The sequence below is a fragment of the Brucella sp. RRSP16 genome, assembly GCF_052246815.1.
Taxonomy (GTDB): Bacteria; Pseudomonadota; Alphaproteobacteria; order Rhizobiales; family Rhizobiaceae; genus Brucella; species Brucella intermedia.
Genome location: NZ_JBQQAM010000012.1, coordinates 12,328 through 31,253 on the forward strand (window position 1 = coordinate 12,328; position 18,926 = coordinate 31,253).

The following is an 18,926-nucleotide window of genomic DNA, read 5'->3' on the forward strand; positions in this document are numbered from 1 at the left end:
GCGTTCCGGCCCCCGCGCCGCATTCCACACATACCGTTGGGCAATTCCGCATAATCGTTTATGCTGGAATTCTGTATTCCAAAGCAAATCGAATTGTCTTACGACCGGGGCAATCGAGTATCGAACCTTCCGGAATCGGGAATAATTACATATGTCGATTCTACAAAAGATCAGCGCCAAACTGAACGAACTGACCGTTGCGGATCGAAAGATCGGCCAGTTTATCGTCGACCATCCGGAACAGGTGTTGAAACTTTCTTCCTCCGCGCTCGCGGCGGCGACCGGACGCAGTCAGTCAAGCGTGGTCAAGTTCAGCCAGAAATTCGGATTTGACGGCTATCAGGAACTCAAACTCGCCGTCAGCGAAGCCCGGGCCAAGGAATGGCAGGTTCCAGCAGGCATGGTGCACGGCTCCATCGAAACCGGAGATAGTTACATCACCGTTCTGCAGAAGCTTATCGGCAGCAAGCTGCAGTCGATGCAACGAACGGTTTCCGCCAACAGCGAGCAGGATATCGACGATGCATTGCAAGCGCTGATCAGCGCGCGACGTATCCATCTCGCCGGCGTTGGCGCATCGTCACTCGTGGCGCGCGATTTTTCCTATAAGCTGATGAAACTCGGCCGCAACGTGATGCACGATAGCGACAGTCATATCCAGATGGCCAATGTTTCGACCTTGCACGAGGGCGATGTCCTGTTTGCCCTCTCCTATTCTGGAGCAAGTATTGAAACCATCCGCATCTCGGAAGAAGCCAGGAAATGCGGAGCGACCGTAATCGCTGTTACAGGTCTCAACAGGAGTCCGCTTAATGAAATTGCCGATATTCGCTTGTATACCGTTGCGGATGAAGAGCGGGTTCGCTCGTCATCGATAACCGCGCGCGACGCGCAACTGATTTTGACGGACCTGCTCTTTATCTTGCTGTTTCAGCGACAATCAGATGCCAGCGATTACGTGCATAAAAGCGAAGCGGCGGTGTCTTCGCTGAAACTATGAACGACAAGATCAATCGATAATAGCTGCGGCGGCGAGGCTCGCAAAGGCAGCAACGAATGCTACGGCGACAGCACCAACTTTTGTGAAGAGATTGAATGTGTCACCCGGCATTTCACGGTTTGACATGTTGAGATAGACGAGCGCCGCCACGACAATAACAACCGAAAAGCCAAAAGCGGAAACCCACTGCCATACCTCAGGCATGAAACCTCACAGACGCTAACCCAATTTGAAAACTGCGGTTTCTTACCCAAATTTTGTTACCACAGTGTGACCCAGTTAGTGCTTTCCATTCCAGCGCGCAATGTACAGCGCTGTTCCTGATCATCATCTATTTGTGAATAGTCGACCCTTCCAGCACTCCGGTGGTCCGTTTCGCAGGCGCGTTCAGGGCCATAGCACCGCCATTGAACTGCAACTGCACAAGCTTTTGGATCAAGGCTGAAGAGATGACTACCAGACGGCAAAAGCCGTGATATATCTGCCGGCGAGCAAACAGCCGTGCACAGAAACGACAACTCAAAGGTATGCATTATGACTTCGCCATCATCACCACCGCAAATCGAACAGGAAGAGCGTCTCGAACGGCTGGCATCGTTGCAAAGCAAGTTGAGAGAACGTGGTATCGGCGGGCTTCTGCTCGGGCCGACAGCAAATTTGCGTTATTATACCGGGCTGGTCTGGCACATCAGCGAACGTTTTCTGGGCGCCCTCGTTACGCCTTCGGAGGTAATTTACATCGTTCCCGGCTTTGAGCAGAGCCGCGTCGAAAGCCTCCCGCATCTGGCTGGAGAAATCCGCATCTGGCAGGAGGAAGAGAACCCAGCCGCGCTGATCGCATCGCTCCTCCCGGCAGGTACTAAACTTGCGGTCGACGACGCCGTCCCGCTGTTTTTCTATAATGCTCTCAGGCAAGAGATCCAGCCGGACCGGCTGCTCGACGGCAGCGAGCTGATCCGGGAACAGCGTATCCGCAAGTCAGCCAAAGAAATCGCGATCATTCAGTATGCGATGGATCTGACGCTTGAAGTCCACCGCCGTGCGCATGCAATGATCAAGCCCGGCATTGCCGCAAGCGAAGTCGTGCGTTTTATCGATGAACAGCACCGCGCACTCGGCGCGAGGGGTGGCTCGACATTCTGTATCGTCTCATTTGGGACTGCGACCTCGCTGCCGCACGGCGCGGACGGCGAACAGTTTTATCAGCCGGGTGATGTTATCCTTGTGGACACGGGTTGCCGCATCGATGGCTACCATTCCGATCTCACGCGCACCTATATACCGGATGAGCCTACAGCAGAGTTTTCGCGCATATGGGCGATAGAACGCGAAGCCCAACAAGCCGTTTACGACGCGGCGAAGCTCGGCGCTGCTTGCTCAACCCTTGACGATGCAGCGCGCGCTACGCTCGTGAGGCACGGATTGGGACCGGATTATGCCCTGCCCGGCCTTCCCCACCGCGCTGGTCACGGCCTTGGCCTGGAAATTCACGAAGCCCCCTATGTCGTCCGCGGGAACTCACTCCCGCTTGCGGAAGGCATGTGCTTCTCCAACGAGCCGATGATCGTGGTCCCCGACCAGTTCGGCGTCCGTCTGGAAGATCATATCCATATGACGGCAACGGGGCCAAAATGGTTCACCCAGCCAGCAAAAAGCCCAACGCAACCTTTCGCATAGGCCTGCACTTGCTGTTATCGGAGGGCTGGAATACCCGCCCAGCTTTCTGATCTCTTTTCGCCAATGCCGATCAGGTCGATGGCCCGCGCCGCGATCTGTTCGGCCACCTCGTCGACAGATTGCGGCTTGAAATAAAAGGCCGGAACCGGCGGCATCACAATCGCACCCAATTCCGTTACAGTGCACATATTGCGCAAATGGACCAGATGCAGCGGAGTTTCTCGTGCAATCAGAACCAGCTTGCGTCGTTCCTTCAGATGAACGTCGGCCGCGCGGGTTAACAGGCTGTCGCTGTGCCCCGTGGCGATCGCTGCAAGTGTACGCATGGAGCATGGCGCAATGATCATACCTGCGGTGGCAACCGATCCGCTCGCGATAAGGGCACCTATGTCGCCGACAGAATAACTTCTATTCGCGAGCCTGTGCAGAAGGGCATAACCGTCAGGACCCAGCTCGTGACGCAAGGTCTGCTGAGCGGCGTCCGACACAACCAAATGGGTTTCGACATCACTTAAGGCGGAAAGCTGTTCCAGCAGCTTGAGCGGGATGAGAGCGCCTGAGGCCCCCGAGATGCCGACAACAATCCGTTTCATCGCGTGGTTTCCTTATCCAGACCCAGTTCGCCCCACATCGCATCCACACGGGCAATCACGTCATCGCTCATCTTCAGCACGGCACCCCATTCCCGCTCGGTTTCAGCGCCGATCTTGTTGGTTGCATCAAGTCCAAGTTTCCCGCCCAGACCCGAACGAGGCGACGCGAAGTCGAGATAATCCACCGGTGTGCCAGCCAGCGTGACGACGTCTCGGCTCGCATCGAAACGCGTGGCGAGCGCCCACATGACATCATCCCAGTTGCGGACATTTATGTCTGGATCGACTGTGATTATGAGTTTCGTGTAGCTGAACTGCGGCAACATGGACCAAAGCCCCATCATCACCCGCCGGGCCTGGCCGGGATAGCGCTTGTCGATCGAAACCACCATTGCGCGGTAGGAACATGCTGCCGGAGGCAGCCACAAATCGACGATTTCCGAAAACTGTTTCCGCACAAGCGGCACAAACAGTTCGTTCATCACTTCGCCAAGTCTGGAGGATTCATCTGGAGGACGACCCGTATAGGTCGAAAGGTAGACGGGATCCTTTCGCATGGTAATCGCCGTCACCTGCATCACCGGAAATTCCTCCACACTATTATAGTAGCCGGTGTGATCGCCATAGGGCCCCTCCGGCGTGGTAGCGGATGAGGAAACTCGTCCTTCCAGAATGATTTCGGCATTGGCGGGTACGCAGAGCGGCACGGTGCGCGCACTGACCACCGAAGGCCTCCGCCCGGAAAGCAGGCCCGAAAAGGCGAGTTCGCTCATCCCTTCAGGCAAGGGCACGACGGCCGAGAGGATTGTCGCGGGATCGGCCCCGATGGCCACGGCAACAGGCATATCCTCGCCGCGCCTTTGCCACATGCGATGATGGCGTGCACCGCCCCGATGGGCAAGCCAGCGCATGATTAGCTTGTCGTGTCCAAGCTTCTGCATCCGATAAATTCCGACATTGACATCGGATGGATCGTCCGGCGCCTGCGTGATGACCAGCGGCCAGGTAACAAGTGGGGCGGGTTCGCCGGGCCAACACCACTGGATGGGCAGCAGATCGAGATCGATGGCTTCGCCCTCGAGTACCTTAGCCTGCACTGCCGCTTGTCGGACATGACGGAGGCGCATGTTCAATGCGGCCTTTGCCAAAGGCAGCTTGCTCCATATCTCACCCGCCGAACGCGGCGGCTTTGGCGCGCGCAGTTCCGCAAGCGTCTCGGCAAGGCCGGAAATTTCTTCGACAGAACGGCCAAGCCCCAACGCGATACGCCGCTTCGAGCCGAAAAGATTGGCTAACAGAGGAATTGAGTGCCGACGCCCTTCTGCGTTGACGGGTTGCTCGAAAAGCAGCGCGGGGCCATCATCCTCAAGCACTCGTTTATGGATTTCGGTTATCTCCTGAACGAGCGATACCGGACGCCTGATCCTGACGAGATCATTGCGACGTTCAAGCTCCAATAAGAAGCTTTGCAGGCAGTCGTAATATGGTGGAAAAGATCGGGCCGTTTTCATAACCCATTTTTGAATATCGAATTCTTTCGCCGTCTTTGATCTGAATCAAACTGTCCTTGTATTGAATCGCCTAATTCTGGTTTCACCTTGTAAGGCTCACCGGAGCTGGATGATGATGAAGATACCCTCGGCTGTGGCTGCGCCAGCCCGGCTTGTTCCACCGTTTCTGATCGCCCCGTTCGTCTCGCGCATATTCTTTCACGTGATGCGAGCCCACCCGGGGCTCTTCGAACGTCTTGGGGATTATGCGACAAAGCGTTTCCGTTTTCACCCGTCCGACATTCCGTTTGCTTTTGTGATTGAGCCGGACAAGCCACGCATCACGATCATGCGCGAAAATGAGGCGACATCGGTCGATGCGGGCATAGAAGGACCGCTGGTTATGTTGCTTGCGCTCCTCGAGGGCAAACTCGATGGGGACGCGCTGTTCTTCTCCCGGGACATTACCGTGACAGGCGACATGGAAGCCATGCTCGCGCTTCGCAATGCGCTGGACGACTGCAACATAGATCTTCCATCCGATCTCGGCACCGGCGCCGGGCCATTTGCGCCGATGGTGTGCGGCATCGCAAATTATGTGCGAAGCAAAGCCTTGGGCAAGGAAACTGACGGATGGAACTGATCTGCCCTGCAGGCACGCCCGCGGCCTTGCGCGAAGCGGTAAGTGCCGGAGCGGATGCCGTCTATTGTGGTTTTCGCGATGAAACGAATGCGCGTAACTTTCCCGGCCTTAACTTCAGCCGCGATGAGCTACGCGACGCGATCCAGTTCGCCCATTCCCGCAAAACGCAGGTTTTCGTTGCCATCAACACGTTCATGCGCGCGGGCGATGAACACATCTGGTATCGCGCCGTGGATGATGCCTCAACACTCGGCGCAGATGCGGTGATCCTCGCCGATTTTGGGCTGATGGCCTATACGGCTGAAAAACATCCAACGCAGCGGCTTCACGTCTCCGTACAAGCTTCCGCTTCCAACGCAGATGCAATTCAGTTTCTCGTTGATGCATTCAAGGCAAGGCGTGTCGTGCTGCCCCGCGTGCTGACGATCCCCGACATTGCGAAATTGGGCCGCAAGATCACTTGCGAAATGGAAGTCTTCGTATTTGGAGGATTATGCGTCATGGCTGAAGGGCGCTGCTCCCTGTCTTCTTACGCAACGGGCAGATCGCCTAACATGAACGGCGTTTGTTCACCGGCAAGCCATGTCCGCTACCGGCAGGATGGGCAGGAACTCGTTTCCGAACTCGGTGAATATACGATCAATCGTTTCCCGGTGGGCGAACCCACCGGCTACCCGACGCTTTGCAAGGGCCGCTTCAACATTGCAGACGAGCAAGGCTATGCCTTCGAAGACCCCGTTTCGCTCGACGTCATGAACCATATAGACGAGTTGCGGGCGGCAGGGGTCTCGGCGCTCAAGATTGAAGGTCGCCAGCGCGGCAAGGCTTATGTCAGCGAAGTCGTCTCCACGCTGCGTCAAACACTTGCCGCACCTCCCGAGAGCCGTGCAGCCCTGCTATCGCGTCTCAGACTGCTGAGCGAGGGCCAGCAGACGACTTCAGGCGCTTACGACAAACGCTGGAGATAGACATGTCAGGAGCGAGCCTCAGCCTTGGTCCCGTTCTGTTTCTGTGGGACGGCCCCAAATGGCGCGATTTTTACTTCCGCATCGCCGACGAAGCGCCAATTACCAATGTGACTGTCGGTGAAATCGTCTGTTCCAAGCGGTTCCATTTCCTGACACCTTACATGGACGCCGTGATAGAGCGGCTGCAGCGCGCAGGCAAGCTAGTGAGCCTCGGTTCGCTTGCGCTGGTGATGCTTGAACGCGAAGCCAAGCAGGTCCGCCAAACGATCAAGGAAGCAACACTTCCTGTTGAGGCAAACGATCTGTCTGCATTGGGACTGTTGTCCGGTGTGCCGCACATGGTCGGTCCACTGGTCAATGTTTATAATGCGGCAACCGCCAAGGTTCTTGCCGCTCGCGGCGCGCAGTCGATTTGTCTTCCGCCGGAATTACCGATCAGCTCTATCCGGGAGATTGTCAAAGCTGCACCCGACATTGCTTTCGAAATATTCACGTTCGGACGAGTGCCGCTCGCCATTTCAGCCCGTTGCGCGCATGCGCGGTCCAAGGGTCACATAAAGGACAATTGTCAGTTTGTATGCGGTGAAGAGCCGGACGGACTGCCCGTCAAAACGCTGGACAGTCAACCCTTCCTGGCTCTCAATGGCGTGCAGACGCTCTCTCATACCTGTCAGTCGCTGATTGAGGACCTGCCCGATCTGCTCCAAGCAGGGATCAGGCGTTTCAGACTGTCACCGCAGGATTGCGATATGGTGGAAGTGGCCCGCATTCATGACGATGTGCTGAAACAGGTAACCAGTCCGGACGAAGGAGCCGCGCGCCTGCGAAAAATCTATCCCGATGTGCCGCTCTCAAACGGTTTTCTGCACGGAAATATCGGAGCTGCATGGATCAGCCGGCAGCGTTCAGCCGCAGCACACTAGAGCGGTTCGTGTTCTAACAGAATCGCCGGAACCGCTTTAATTATTTGTTTTATCGCATTATCCAACGCAAAACCGTTTCACAATTTTGCTGGAAATGCTCTAGATCGATGTAACTCGACCTTCGGGCGACCGTGGCACCTTCCTCCAAGAGGCAGTTCACAGATGCACGAAAATATCAATCACGCTTCCTGAAAGTCGAAGCGTCGATTGCGAGCTTCTGCAGACGGGCATAGAGGCTTCGTCGCGGCAATTGCAACAACTCTGCGGCGGCGCCGACGTCGCCGCTGAACCGGCCCAGCGTCGCTCGAATGACACTTTCTTCAAAACGATCCATCTGCTCCGACAGTGATGGCGGGTTGGGTTCCGCGACGGGATCGTGGCGCAGTCCCAGCACGACTTGCTTGGCATAGTTGCGCAACTCGCGAACATTTCCTGTCCATTCGTCTGAATTCAGCCTCGCTTCCATCGCCGCATCGATGGCCGGTCGCGACCGGCCAAACCGAGCTGCTGCTTCATCAAGAAAATAGGAGAAAAGCAAACCGATGTCCTTCCGCCGCTCACGCAGCGGAGGAATACGGAGCCTGACCGTTTCAAGGCGATAGAACAAGTCGGAACGAAAGCGACCCGAGGCCACAGCTTCTTCGAGATTTCCTTTTGCAGCCGCGATGATCCTGAGATTCACGGCACGCGGCTCCCCGGAAAGCGAGGGCAGTTCACGCTCCTCGACAACACGAAGCAGTTTACCCTGAACAGCTGGCGACATGCTGTCTATCTCATCGAGAAACAAGGTGCCCCGATCTGCATCGGCTATCCTTCCGCGCTGGATGCGACTGCCGAACAGGACTTCGTCCGCTATGGGATCCGGCAAAGCCGCGCAATCGATGGCAACGAAACCGCGTGCGTGGCGCGCGCTCCAGCGGTGCAGAAGGCGGGCCACCAGTTCCTTGCCTGTACCGGTTTCGCCTTCGATCAACACGTCGACATCGACGCTGGCAAGCTGGCGGATTGTATCGCGCAACCGCATCATCACCGGCGTTTCGCCAAGCAAGGGATAATCCTGTTCGGCATCTGCCGCCGCCCGGCGAAGGCGACGATTTTCCAGTACCAGACGGCGCATTTCCAGCGCGCGCCGCACGCTCGATATCAGATGATCGGCGGCGAACGGTTTGGCAATGAAATCGAAGGCTCCCTTTTTGAGAGATGCCACAGCCATTCCAATGTCGCCATGCCCCGTCATCAAAATGACCGGCAGTTCCGGGTCGCGCGCCAGCAATGCTTCCATCACCGCATGCCCATCAACGCGCGGCATGCGAATATCGGTCACAACGATGCCTGGATAATCGGGCGTCAGACTGCTCAAAGCCGACTGCCCGTCGCCATGCGCCTCAATATCGAGACCTGCGATCTCGAATGAATCGGCCAAGGCCGTACGAAATGCCGCATCGTCATCGACCAACATGACCCGCAATGGCTCACTTTCCGTCACGGTGCCCCTCCTTTCCTGCACGCCTCAAAGTGGCTGCAAAAGCCGCGCCGCCAAGCTGCGATGGAATGACGTGCAATGTTCCTTCCATTTCAGTCATGAGGTCTCTTGCAATACCCAGGCCCAGGCCCAGCCCATCCGCTTTTCCGGTTACAAAGGGGCTGAAGATCTCATCGGCCAGCTTCGGTTCAATCCCCTTGCCGTTATCGTCCACGACAAGGGAAATTTGGTCCCCTTCCTCGCGGATGCTGAATGCAACTCGAGGATTTTGGCTGGTCGCTACCGCATCCAATGCATTCTGCAGCAGGTTCACCAGCACCTGCTCGGATCGTATGCGGCAGGCGAGTATCACCACGTCGGATCGCTCGGGTATATCCAGTCGGACATTGGCGTTGCGGAACCTGTCTCCCATAAGCAGCATTGTGCCATCCACCAGTTCATTCAACGGAAGTGGGCGAACGATACCGCTCCGCCGGCGGGCAAACCGACGCATCTCCTGTGTGATGGAACCGATACGAGCCGTGAGCTCCACCGACGTACTAAGGTTACTGGCAACCTTGTCGAGCTTCCCATTTGCAAGATGATGCTGCGCGTTTTCCGCAAGTGTTCGAATGGTCGCGACAGGCTGATTGATCTCATGCACAAGTCCTGCGGTGATTGATCCGAGGGAGGCAAGGCGGTTTGCCTGGGCAAGCTCCTCCCGGGCATCGCGAAAACGCTTGTCGGCCAGTTCCCGTTCCGCCATTTCGGCACTTAATGCCGCGGTACGTTCCTCAACCGCACTCTCAAGCTCTGTACGATAAGCCGCAGCACGCGCAGCGCGGCTTACCCGCCAATATATGGCACCGGCTATTATGACGAAAACGAGCATCGCCGCCACAGTCACCAGACGGGCAAGATCATTTGCGGCCCGCAACGCTGGTCCCGTTGGTTCTATATGGACCAGTTTCAGCGCCGTTCCCGCAATCGGCTCATCGACAGCGATTGAATATCCGCCAGAAGGCTCGATCATCATTCCTTCCGGCGCAAAGCGATAATTGCTCGGTTTCATATCCGCCGCATTGAACTGCCCGCTTTCAATGATCTGCGCGCGTTCTGTGGTTGTTATCGGCTGAAACGAACGAAGGTCTTCGAATTTATCCGTCGAGGCGAGTATGATGCCCCGGGGATCGACAACGAAGGTTTGCCCAGGATCGTTGGACCAGGTTTGAACCAGTCTATGAAACTCGAACTTTATCACGACCACACCGACCGGATCAGCCTGATCGCCAATGCGCTGCGCGAGGAACAGACCAAAGCGCCCGCTCAGATCGCCTATGGCATAATATTCAGCCGAGCCCGCCGCCATCGCGCCCTTGAAATAAGGGCGGAAATCGTAGTTCCGCCCTACGAAGCTCTCCGGTGTGTTGGCGTTCGAGGACGCGATAACAGTACCGTCACGCGCTATGACATAGATGATTGGTGAGCCAATCTGATGTGCAACAAGTTCGAGTTTCTGATTGAGACGGGCTGTGGCATCCCGCGAGCCACCGGCGAGCACATCGCGCAGATCGCTATATTCCTTCAAAACGACAGGCAGCAGCCGGAACTTCGCAAGTTCGCTGTCAATCAGTCGGGTCTGCTGGCGCGCTATAAGTGTTGCGTCCTCGCGAAGACGATCAAGCGCCCCGCGCTCCGCCCACAGCCCGGCGGAAAACCACACGCCGAGTGACAGCAGGAAAGCGAGGGTCACCAAAGCGAGTTTTGCGATCTTTGATGGCAGCGTCATTTGTGCTGATTTATGCAAATTTGAACAATGAGTCACGCAGAATCTTGCACACAATTTCCTGCGAACTATGCCGAGAATTAATAAACTTCATTTTGTTTCAACGGCTTAAAAAATTTAACTCCTCTGTCTGGCGATGTTTTCTGCACTGCAGCATGTTAGCGCCACTTCGAAATAGGGAGTTTCGAGGGGAGGAGTTAGCCGTGAACCACTTCAACATAGCACCAGCACCGCAATTGATTTCCGGCGTCGCTCTTATCGGCCGGATCACTGCAATTGCCTGCTCGACGCTGAAGCGGAGTGCGGACTGAGATTATTCACCAGCGCTACACAAGTCTTCTCCCACAATCCCAAAAGGAAGTGCCGAGAGGAGTTGAAGCGATGGAAAACACCCCGAAACCGTTTCGTCGATCCGGTTCCCAAACAAGGGGTGAAATTCAAAAATCGAGAGATTTGAAGGAGCAACCATGGTCTCAATTACAAACGAACGGAGTGAAGTGCAAAGCACCAACAGCCGCCTGAAATCCATCATCGGCGGCTCGACCGGCAATCTGGTCGAATGGTTCGACTGGTATGTCTATGCAGCATTTGCGCTCTATTTTGCACCGCACTTCTTCCCGTCCGATAACCAGACTGCCCAGCTCATGAGCGCGGCCGCAGTCTTTGCGGTTGGTTTCGTCATGCGCCCTATCGGCGCTTGGATCATGGGTATTTATGCCGATCGTAAGGGCCGCAAGGCAGGTCTGGCGCTGTCCGTGACGCTCATGTGTGCCGGTTCGCTGATTATCGCGCTGACGCCGGACTACCAGACCATCGGGCTTGCAGCTCCCGCCCTCCTCGTGCTCGCCCGTTTGATGCAGGGCCTCTCGGTCGGCGGCGAATACGGCGCAAGCGCCACCTATCTGTCGGAAATGGCAGGCAAGGATCGCCGTGGCTTCTTCTCTTCCTTCCAGTATGTCACGCTCATTTCGGGGCAGCTTCTCGCAATCCTGCTTTTGATCGTGCTTCAGTCGACGATGGAAACCCCTGCGCTCGAATCCTGGGGCTGGCGCATTCCGTTCTTCATCGGCGCACTGCTTGCCGTTGTCGTGTTCTGGCTGCGTCGCGGCCTGGCGGAAACCGAGAGCTTCAAGAATGCAAAGACCAAGGACGCACCGAAATCCGGTTTCTGGACGCTTATCAAGCACCATCCGAAGGAAACCGCCCTCGTCATGCTTCTGACCGCTGGCGGCACGCTCGCCTTCTACGCATACTCGATCTACATGCAGAAGTTTCTGGTGAACACGTCCGGGTTCAGCCGTGAAGTGGCAAGCCAGATCAACGCCGTCACATTGTTCGTCTTCATGTGCCTGCAGCCCATCGCTGGCGCTTTGTCGGACAAGATCGGCCGCAAGCCGCTGATGATCGCATTCGGCGCAGCCGGTGTTCTTTTCACTTATCCGATCTTCACGACCCTGGAACAGACCCGCGATCCGATCACGGCCGGTCTGCTGGTCATGGGTGCGCTCATCATCGTCACCGGCTACACTTCCATCAACGCTGTGGTGAAGGCGGAGCTTTTCCCGGCGCATATTCGCGCGCTCGGCGTCGCCCTTCCCTATGCGCTGGCCAACACCCTCTTCGGTGGCACCGCCGAATACGTCGCGTTGAGCTTCAAGAATGGCGGTTGGGAACGTGGCTTTTACTGGTACGTCACCATCATGATCGGCATTTCCCTGATTGTGTACCTGCGCATGCGCGATACCAGCAAGGACAGCATGATCAAGGAAGACTGACACAGCCTCCCAAGCGAAGAGATGCCGGGCCCAGTGCCCGGCATTTTTTTATTTCTCCTGCTGTACCGTTCGAAACAGTCCCGGGCTCTGCCCCATCCATTTATGAAATGCGCGATAAAAGGCGCTCGGTTCACTGTAGCCAAGTTCGGCGGCTACCTCCGCTACACTGAGGCTGTTTTCCTGCAGAAGCCTTTCGGCTGTCACGAAGCGCAACTCGTCCTTGATCGTGCCGAAACTCTGCCCCTCCCCCCGCAGCCTGCGCCGCAAGGTCGGTACGGACATGCCAAGTCCCCTTGCCAACTCTTCCAGGGACGGCCAGTCCGCCATTGGCAAGGCGTTCAGTTGCGACCGCACTCTTGCAGAGAGATCGTTATCATGACGATAGCGGATCAGAATATTGGCAGGAGCTTCGCGCAAAAAATTTTCCAGCGCCACATCGCTCCGAATGATCGGCAGCGACAGATAGGATGATGAGAAAACCAGTCGCGTGACCGGCTGGTCAAAGAGAACCGGCGCTCCGAAAAATTTATGATAATCCTGACGGTGGACAGGCGCAGGGCAGGCAAAGTCCAGCGTCCGCAGGGGAATACGCCGTCCGATCAGCCAGCAGACCACTCCCATCAGGATCAGCCAATAGGCCCGATAGGCAAAGGCCGGCCTCGGAGGTCCGGCATCAGTCAGAACAACATGGGCCATGCCGTCGCGGATCCGCAATTCACCCTGCGGATCATCCAATACCACATTGAGAAACTGCAAGGCCCGCCGCAAGGCACGTTCCAGCGTGCCTGCATGCAAAACCGCGTGACAAAGGAGGTTGAAACTGCCAGGACGCATCGGCCTTGCAGCCAGCCCGAAGAATTCATCGTTGATCGTTTCGGCGATCAGCCACCACAAACGACCGTATTCGACATTGGTGACGGGCTCAGTCACTCTTTCGGACAAGCCGATTTGGGCCATGAGGGGAGCTACATCTATCCCCCGAACGCGCACACTTTCGAGCGCATCCTCGACAAAGCCCGGCGCGATATTGTGGCGCTCCATGGTCTCCCCATATTGCAAAATCGATCACACATTAATGCATCTAATGTCATTGTTTGCAATGCATGAAGAGTTAACCTTCAGGAATGGTTGGCCACGAGGAGGTGGCGGTCAGGGAGGTTATACTGGATGACTGAAACGTCCGTTTCAGCGCGGCTGGCGCGTTATGAGGATGCCGTTGCGCAATTTCGCATCGAAGATGCTATCGCAAAGCTTCACGGCAATCCGGAAACCGGCATCAATGCCTGTGTTGAATGCTGCGACCGGCATATCGGTGATAATCGCGTCGCCTTGCGTGCCATTGCGACAAATGGCGAACTTTCTGAATTCACCTTCGAGAACCTGCGCGATATGGCCGCTCGTGCGGGCAATGTACTGAAAGATGGAGGTGTCGGCGCTGGCGATGTCGTCGCAGGTCTGTTGCCGCGCACGCCAGAACTCATCGCAACCATTCTCGGCGCGTGGCGTATCGGCGCTGTCTATCAGCCGCTTTTCACCGCCTTCGGTCCCAAAGCGATTGAACATCGTCTGAAAACCAGCGGCGCAAAACTGGTCGTCACAAACACGGCCAATCGTGCCAAGCTTGCTGAAGTCGAAAACTGTCCCAAGATCGCTACCGTTCTCGCATCTGGTGAAAGCCTGACCGCCGGGGACATCGATTTTCGCGATGCGACTGCGTCCGCTTCGGTTGACTGCCCCCCGGTACTTCGCACAGGCAGCGATCTGTTCATGATGATGTCGACCTCGGGTACGGCGGGCCTACCGAAAGGCGTACCAGTCCCGCTTTATGCGCTGCTGGCATTCGGCGCCTATATGCGCGACGCCATCGGCCTGCGTTCCGACGATATTTTCTGGAATATTGCCGATCCGGGCTGGGCATATGGACTTTATTATGCAGTGACAGGACCATTGCAGCTAGGCATCGCAACCACGCTGTACGAAGGCGGCTTCACCGCTGAAAGCACCTACGATATCATTGAGCGTCTCGGTGTTACGAGCCTTGCCGGTTCACCGACCGCCTTTCGACTGCTGATGGCGGAAGGACCGGAAGCAGCCAAACGCGTCAAGGGTCGCCTGCGCGTCGTGTCGAGCGCCGGAGAGCCACTCAACCCGGAGGTTATTCGCTGGTTCGACGCATATCTCGGCGCACCGATCTATGATCATTACGGCCAGACGGAACTGGGCATGGTGGTCAATAATCATCACGGCCTTGAACACGCGGTCCGGCACGGGTCGGCTGGTTACGCCATGCCCGGCTATCGTGTGGCCGTTCTGGATGAACAAAGCAACGAACTCGGTCCTAACCAGCCTGGTATTCTTGCCATTGATATAGCAAAATCGCCGCTTCTCTGGTTTTCCGGCTATTACAAGCAGGAAACGCCAGCCATTGCGGGCGGTTACTATCGCACTGGCGACACCGTGGAATTCGAGCCGGATGGTTCGATCAGTTTCATCGGCCGGGCTGACGACGTTATAACATCATCCGGTTACCGCATCGGACCGTTCGATGTGGAAAGCGCCCTTCTTGAACATGCAGCGGTCAATGAAGCCGCGGTCGTGGGCGTGCCGGACCCGCAACGCACGGAAATTGTGAAGGCATTCGTTATCCTTGCGCCGGGTTTCGAAGGTACGCAGGCACTGAAAGATGAACTGGCATTGCACGTGAAGACGCGGCTCTCCGCCCACGCCTATCCACGTGAAATCGACTTTCTAAGCGAACTTCCCAAGACACCGAGTGGAAAAATACAGCGTTTCCTCCTGCGCAAGGCGGAAATCGACAAACAGCAACAGACGAAGGCCTGAGGACAAGAATATGCAGATTAAGGATCGGGTATTCCTTATTACCGGTGCAAGCTCCGGCCTCGGCGCTGCGGTTGCGAAAATGGCCGTCGATGCTGGTAGCAAGGTTATGCTTCTGGATGTGAATGCAGAAGCAGGCGAATCGCAGGCGAAGGCGCTTGGCGCGGCAGCAAAGTTCCACCGCACGGATGTCACCAGCGACGAGGATGGCAAAGCAGCTATAGCAGCCGCACTGGAAGCGTTCGGACGCGTTGATGTGCTCGTCAATTGTGCCGGTGTCGCGCCCGGCGAAAAGGTCCTCGGACGCGACGGGGCGCATCGACTGGAAAGCTTCACGCGCGCAATTTCGATCAATCTGATCGGCACGTTCAATATGCTGCGCCTTGCCGCGGAAGCCATGGCAAAGAACGACCCCGGTGAAGGCGGGGAGCGCGGCGTCATCATCAACACCGCATCGGTTGCAGCCTTTGACGGCCAGATCGGTCAGGCTGCCTATTCCGCTTCCAAGGGCGGCGTTGCTGCGATGACCTTGCCGGTCGCCCGCGAACTTGCGCGTCACGGCATCCGGGTCATGACCATCGCACCGGGAATTTTCGCCACGCCGATGATGGCCGGCATGCCGCAGGAAGTGCAGGATGCCCTCGGTGCATCCGTGCCCTTCCCGCCTCGGCTGGGGCGTCCGGAAGAATATGCGGCTCTTGCCCGCCATATCTTGGAAAACCAGATGCTCAACGGTGAAGTCATCCGCCTGGATGGTGCACTTCGCATGGCAGCGAAATAAAGTCATTCCAGGAAAAGTGGAAACCGGTTTTCCGTCCGGAATTGCGTACGGAAAAAAAACAACGAGGAACGATCATGTCCAACAGCGATCCCATTGTCATTGTCGGTGCTTCCCGTACTCCCATGGGAGGCTTTCAGGGCGATTTTGCCAGCGCTCAGGCTACAGACCTCGGTGCCGCGGCCATTCGTGGCGCACTTGCAGGAGCGGGACTTGCACCGGAAGCGGTCGAAGACGTCTATTTGGGCTGCGTTCTGCCCGCCGGTCAGGGGCAGGCTCCGGCGCGTCAGGCTTCGATCAAAGCCGGAATACCCGTTTCCACAGGCGCGACGACCATCAACAAGATGTGCGGCTCCGGCATGAAGGCGACCATGCTCGCGCATGATCTTCTCCTCGCGGGTTCCGCCAGTGTGATCGTCTCGGGCGGCATGGAAAGCATGAGCAATGCCCCCTATCTGCTGCCCAAGGCACGTGGCGGGTATCGTATGGGACACGGCCAGATTCTCGACCATATGTTCCTTGATGGGCTTGAAGATGCTTATGATAAAGGCCGTCTCATGGGCACCTTTGCCGAAGATTGCGCGGAAGCCTATCAATTCACCCGTGAAGCTCAGGATGAATTCGCCATTGCCTCGCTGACGCGTGCGCAGAATGCTATCAGGGACGGGCTTTTCGCCGCCGAAATCACGCCCGTCACGGTGAAGGCTGGGCGCAACGAAGTTGAAGTTTCGATTGACGAGCAGCCAGGCAAGGCGAAACTGGAGAAGATTCCGACCCTTCGCCCGGCATTTCGCGACGGTGGCACTGTGACGGCCGCCAATTCCTCCTCGATCTCGGATGGGGCAGCTGCACTCGTTCTCATGCGCGCATCGGAGGCGGAAAAGCGCGGGCTCACCCCGCGCGCCGTTCTGGTCGGCCATGCCACCCATGCCGACAAGCCGAACCTTTATCCAACAGCCCCCATCGGCGCGATAAGCAAGCTTTCGGAAAAGATCGGCTGGAACCTGAGTGATGTCGATCTTTTTGAGATCAACGAGGCCTTTGCGGTTGTCGCCATGGCTGCCATGCGCGATCTCGATCTTCCGCATGACAAGGTCAATATTCATGGTGGCGCCTGCGCCCTTGGCCATCCAATCGGCGCGTCGGGTGCCCGCATTCTTGTCACCTTGCTTTCAGCCCTCGAAACCCACGGCCTGAAGCGCGGCGTGGCTGGCATCTGTTTGGGCGGTGGCGAGGCCACCGCCGTAGGCATTGAGAGGATTGTCTGATGCTCTTGAACGATACGCAGGAGCAGATTCGCGAAGCTGCCCGGCAGTTCGCACAGGAACGGCTTGCGCCGGGTGCTGCCGCACGCGACAGGGAGCACGCCTTTCCGCGCGCAGAACTCACCGAAATGGGAGAGCTTGGCTTTCTCGGAATGCTGGTGCCGGAAGAATGGGGCGGCTCCGATCTCGGTACGGTTGCCTATGCGCTGGCGCTGGAAGAGATTGCGGCCGGCGATGGGGCATGTTCGACCATCGTTTCGGTCCATTCATCGGTCGGCTGCGTTCCCATCCTCCGTTTCGGCACCGAAGAGCAGAAACAGCGGTTTCTGCCCAAAATGGCGTCTGGCGAATGGATTGGCGGGTTCGCATTGACCGAACCCCAAGCCGGTTCCGATGCCTCCGCGCTCAAAACCCGTGCACGCCGCGATGGTGATCATTATGTGATGGATGGTTCCAAACAGTTCATCACGTCGGGCAAGAATGGCAGCGTAGTGATCGTGTTTGCCGTTACCGATCCATCGGCAGGCAAGAAAGGCATCTCGGCTTTCATTGTGCCGACCGATACACCGGGTTACGAGGTCGTTTCAGTCGAACACAAGCTCGGCCAGCATTCATCTGATACATGTGCGCTCGCTTTCACAAACATGCGCATTCCGGTGGAAAACCGGCTGGGTGAAGAGGGCCAAGGCTACAAGATAGCGCTTGCCAATCTGGAAGGCGGGCGTATCGGTATCGCCGCACAGTCAGTCGGGATGGCCCGCGCCGCATTCGAAGCCGCGCGTGCTTATGCCAGGGAACGCGTTACATTCGGCAAGCCCATCATCGAGCATCAAGCGGTTGCGTTCCGGCTCGCGGATATGGCGACAAAAATTGAGGCGGCCCGGCAGATGGTGCTGCATGCAGCCGCATTGCGTGAAGCAGGCAAACCCTGTTTGACGGAAGCTTCGATGGCCAAACTTGTCGCTTCGGAAATGGCCGAACAGGTCTGCTCCGCCGCGATCCAGATTCACGGCGGTTACGGGTATCTGGCTGATTATCCGGTTGAGCGCATTTATCGTGATGTTCGCGTATGCCAGATTTACGAGGGCACGAGCGACGTCCAACGTCTCGTTATTGCACGGGGATTGTGATCGTCTCCCTGCAATAATGTTTGCAAGTCACGATGAAAATCGGCCAAAGAGCGCATGCGGATAAGCGTGTATCCGCGCCGCATTGTGAGGCCCGATGACTGTTCGCCCGATTGTAAGCTATCCGGATAAACGGCTGCGTGCCGTAGCCGATCCTGTCACCCTGTTCGACAGCGCTTTGCAGGAACTGGGAACCGATCTCCTCGACACGATGCGAGCAGCCCCGGGCATCGGGATCACCGCGCCACATATCGGTATTGCAATGCGTTTGGTGGTTCTGGAACTGCCTGAAGCGGGCCCGAAATTCTATGTGAACCCGCAAATCCTCTGGGCTTCAGAGGAAAAGATCCATCATCAGGAAGGTAGCGTTTCCATGCCGGGCGTTGTCGATGAGGTCGAACGCCACGCCCGCATCAAAATCCGCTATCAGGACCTCGACGGGAACGAGCAAACCGAGGAATCGGAAGGCCTGCTCGCCGTTTGCCACCAGCATGAAATAGACCAGCTTGACGGTATTTTCTGGATACAGCCCCTCTCGCGATTGCGCCGCGACCGCCTCGTCAAACGTTATGAGAAATCGCAGCGCCAGCGATAGTTAGCG

The 18,926-nt window shown here is 56.9% G+C and carries 17 protein-coding genes; 11 read left to right on the plus strand and 6 right to left on the minus strand.

Features of this window, described 5'->3' with window-relative positions:
* The first annotated feature begins 151 nt into the window (after positions 1 to 151).
* Positions 152 to 1,000, plus strand: a complete 849-nt coding sequence (locus ACS5UA_RS18065; protein WP_443101550.1) for a MurR/RpiR family transcriptional regulator — start codon at positions 152 to 154, stop codon at positions 998 to 1,000.
* Positions 1,001 to 1,009: 9 nt separating this feature from the next.
* On the opposite strand, the gene ACS5UA_RS18070 is transcribed toward ACS5UA_RS18065, so the two are convergent.
* On the minus strand, positions 1,010 to 1,204 hold the full coding sequence (locus ACS5UA_RS18070; protein ID WP_006470151.1) for a hypothetical protein: 195 nt from the start codon (positions 1,202 to 1,204) through the stop codon (positions 1,010 to 1,012).
* A 330-nt stretch (positions 1,205 to 1,534) separates the two neighbouring features.
* Between ACS5UA_RS18070 and ACS5UA_RS18075 the strand changes: the two genes are divergently transcribed.
* Positions 1,535 to 2,677 (plus strand): M24 family metallopeptidase, encoded by a 1,143-nt coding sequence (locus tag ACS5UA_RS18075; protein ID WP_443101551.1) that lies wholly within the window; start codon positions 1,535 to 1,537, stop codon positions 2,675 to 2,677.
* A 14-nt stretch (positions 2,678 to 2,691) separates the two neighbouring features.
* Here the strand turns inward: ACS5UA_RS18075 and ACS5UA_RS18080 are convergent, their stop codons facing one another.
* Together ACS5UA_RS18080 and ACS5UA_RS18085 are read right to left on the minus strand one after the other, a co-directional pair.
* On the minus strand, positions 2,692 to 3,270 hold the full coding sequence (locus ACS5UA_RS18080; RefSeq protein WP_196108395.1) for a UbiX family flavin prenyltransferase: 579 nt from the start codon (positions 3,268 to 3,270) through the stop codon (positions 2,692 to 2,694).
* The gene (locus tag ACS5UA_RS18085; RefSeq protein ID WP_443101552.1) at positions 3,267 to 4,781 is read right to left on the minus strand and encodes a UbiD family decarboxylase; all 1,515 of its coding nucleotides are present in this window, start codon (positions 4,779 to 4,781) and stop codon (positions 3,267 to 3,269) included. Before ACS5UA_RS18085 ends, ACS5UA_RS18080 begins: the two co-directional genes overlap by 4 nt.
* Before the next feature lie 112 nt (positions 4,782 to 4,893).
* Here ACS5UA_RS18085 and ubiT point away from each other — a divergent pair, with 112 nt between their 5' ends.
* From ubiT to ubiV, 3 genes are read left to right on the plus strand one after another with little or no spacing between them, the layout of a single operon-like run.
* On the plus strand, positions 4,894 to 5,403 hold the full coding sequence (ubiT, locus tag ACS5UA_RS18090; protein ID WP_443101553.1) for a ubiquinone anaerobic biosynthesis accessory factor UbiT: 510 nt from the start codon (positions 4,894 to 4,896) through the stop codon (positions 5,401 to 5,403).
* On the plus strand, positions 5,394 to 6,371 hold the full coding sequence (gene ubiU, locus ACS5UA_RS18095) for a ubiquinone anaerobic biosynthesis protein UbiU (RefSeq protein ID WP_113463611.1): 978 nt from the start codon (positions 5,394 to 5,396) through the stop codon (positions 6,369 to 6,371). The genes ubiT and ubiU overlap by 10 nt, the downstream gene beginning before the upstream one ends.
* A 2-nt stretch (positions 6,372 to 6,373) precedes the next feature.
* The gene (gene ubiV / locus ACS5UA_RS18100; protein ID WP_443101554.1) at positions 6,374 to 7,294 is read left to right on the plus strand and encodes a ubiquinone anaerobic biosynthesis protein UbiV; all 921 of its coding nucleotides are present in this window, start codon (positions 6,374 to 6,376) and stop codon (positions 7,292 to 7,294) included.
* Positions 7,295 to 7,469: 175 nt separating this feature from the next.
* Here ubiV and ACS5UA_RS18105 read toward each other — a convergent pair whose 3' ends face one another.
* Positions 7,470 to 8,780: a sigma-54-dependent transcriptional regulator gene (locus ACS5UA_RS18105; protein ID WP_443101555.1), complete on the minus strand. Its 1,311-nt coding sequence runs from the start codon at positions 8,778 to 8,780 to the stop codon at positions 7,470 to 7,472.
* A complete protein-coding gene (locus ACS5UA_RS18110; RefSeq protein ID WP_443101556.1) occupies positions 8,767 to 10,545 on the minus strand; it encodes a sensor histidine kinase in 1,779 nt (592 codons plus the stop codon). The genes ACS5UA_RS18105 and ACS5UA_RS18110 overlap by 14 nt, the downstream gene beginning before the upstream one ends.
* A 464-nt stretch (positions 10,546 to 11,009) precedes the next feature.
* Here ACS5UA_RS18110 and ACS5UA_RS18115 point away from each other — a divergent pair, with 464 nt between their 5' ends.
* The gene (locus tag ACS5UA_RS18115) at positions 11,010 to 12,317 is read left to right on the plus strand and encodes an MFS transporter (RefSeq protein WP_006470142.1); all 1,308 of its coding nucleotides are present in this window, start codon (positions 11,010 to 11,012) and stop codon (positions 12,315 to 12,317) included.
* Positions 12,318 to 12,365: 48 nt separating this feature from the next.
* Here ACS5UA_RS18115 and ACS5UA_RS18120 read toward each other — a convergent pair whose 3' ends face one another.
* On the minus strand, positions 12,366 to 13,358 hold the full coding sequence (locus tag ACS5UA_RS18120) for an AraC family transcriptional regulator (RefSeq protein ID WP_443101557.1): 993 nt from the start codon (positions 13,356 to 13,358) through the stop codon (positions 12,366 to 12,368).
* 126 nt (positions 13,359 to 13,484) lie between these two features.
* On the opposite strand from ACS5UA_RS18120, the gene ACS5UA_RS18125 reads away from it, so the two are divergent.
* From ACS5UA_RS18125 to ACS5UA_RS18145, 5 genes are all read left to right on the plus strand, one after another.
* On the plus strand, positions 13,485 to 15,158 hold the full coding sequence (locus tag ACS5UA_RS18125; RefSeq protein WP_443101558.1) for an acyl-CoA synthetase: 1,674 nt from the start codon (positions 13,485 to 13,487) through the stop codon (positions 15,156 to 15,158).
* 10 nt (positions 15,159 to 15,168) lie between these two features.
* A complete protein-coding gene (locus tag ACS5UA_RS18130; protein ID WP_443101559.1) occupies positions 15,169 to 15,936 on the plus strand; it encodes a 3-hydroxyacyl-CoA dehydrogenase in 768 nt (255 codons plus the stop codon).
* Between the two features lie 74 nt (positions 15,937 to 16,010).
* Positions 16,011 to 17,201 carry an acetyl-CoA C-acyltransferase gene (locus ACS5UA_RS18135; protein WP_443101560.1) on the plus strand — a complete coding sequence of 397 codons (1,191 nt, stop codon included), beginning with the start codon at positions 16,011 to 16,013 and terminating at the stop codon, positions 17,199 to 17,201.
* Positions 17,201 to 18,328 carry an acyl-CoA dehydrogenase family protein gene (locus tag ACS5UA_RS18140; protein ID WP_443101561.1) on the plus strand — a complete coding sequence of 376 codons (1,128 nt, stop codon included), beginning with the start codon at positions 17,201 to 17,203 and terminating at the stop codon, positions 18,326 to 18,328. Before ACS5UA_RS18135 ends, ACS5UA_RS18140 begins: the two co-directional genes overlap by 1 nt.
* 94 nt (positions 18,329 to 18,422) lie before the next feature.
* Positions 18,423 to 18,920, plus strand: a complete 498-nt coding sequence (locus tag ACS5UA_RS18145) for a peptide deformylase (protein WP_443101562.1) — start codon at positions 18,423 to 18,425, stop codon at positions 18,918 to 18,920.
* The last annotated feature ends 6 nt before the right edge of the window (positions 18,921 to 18,926 follow it).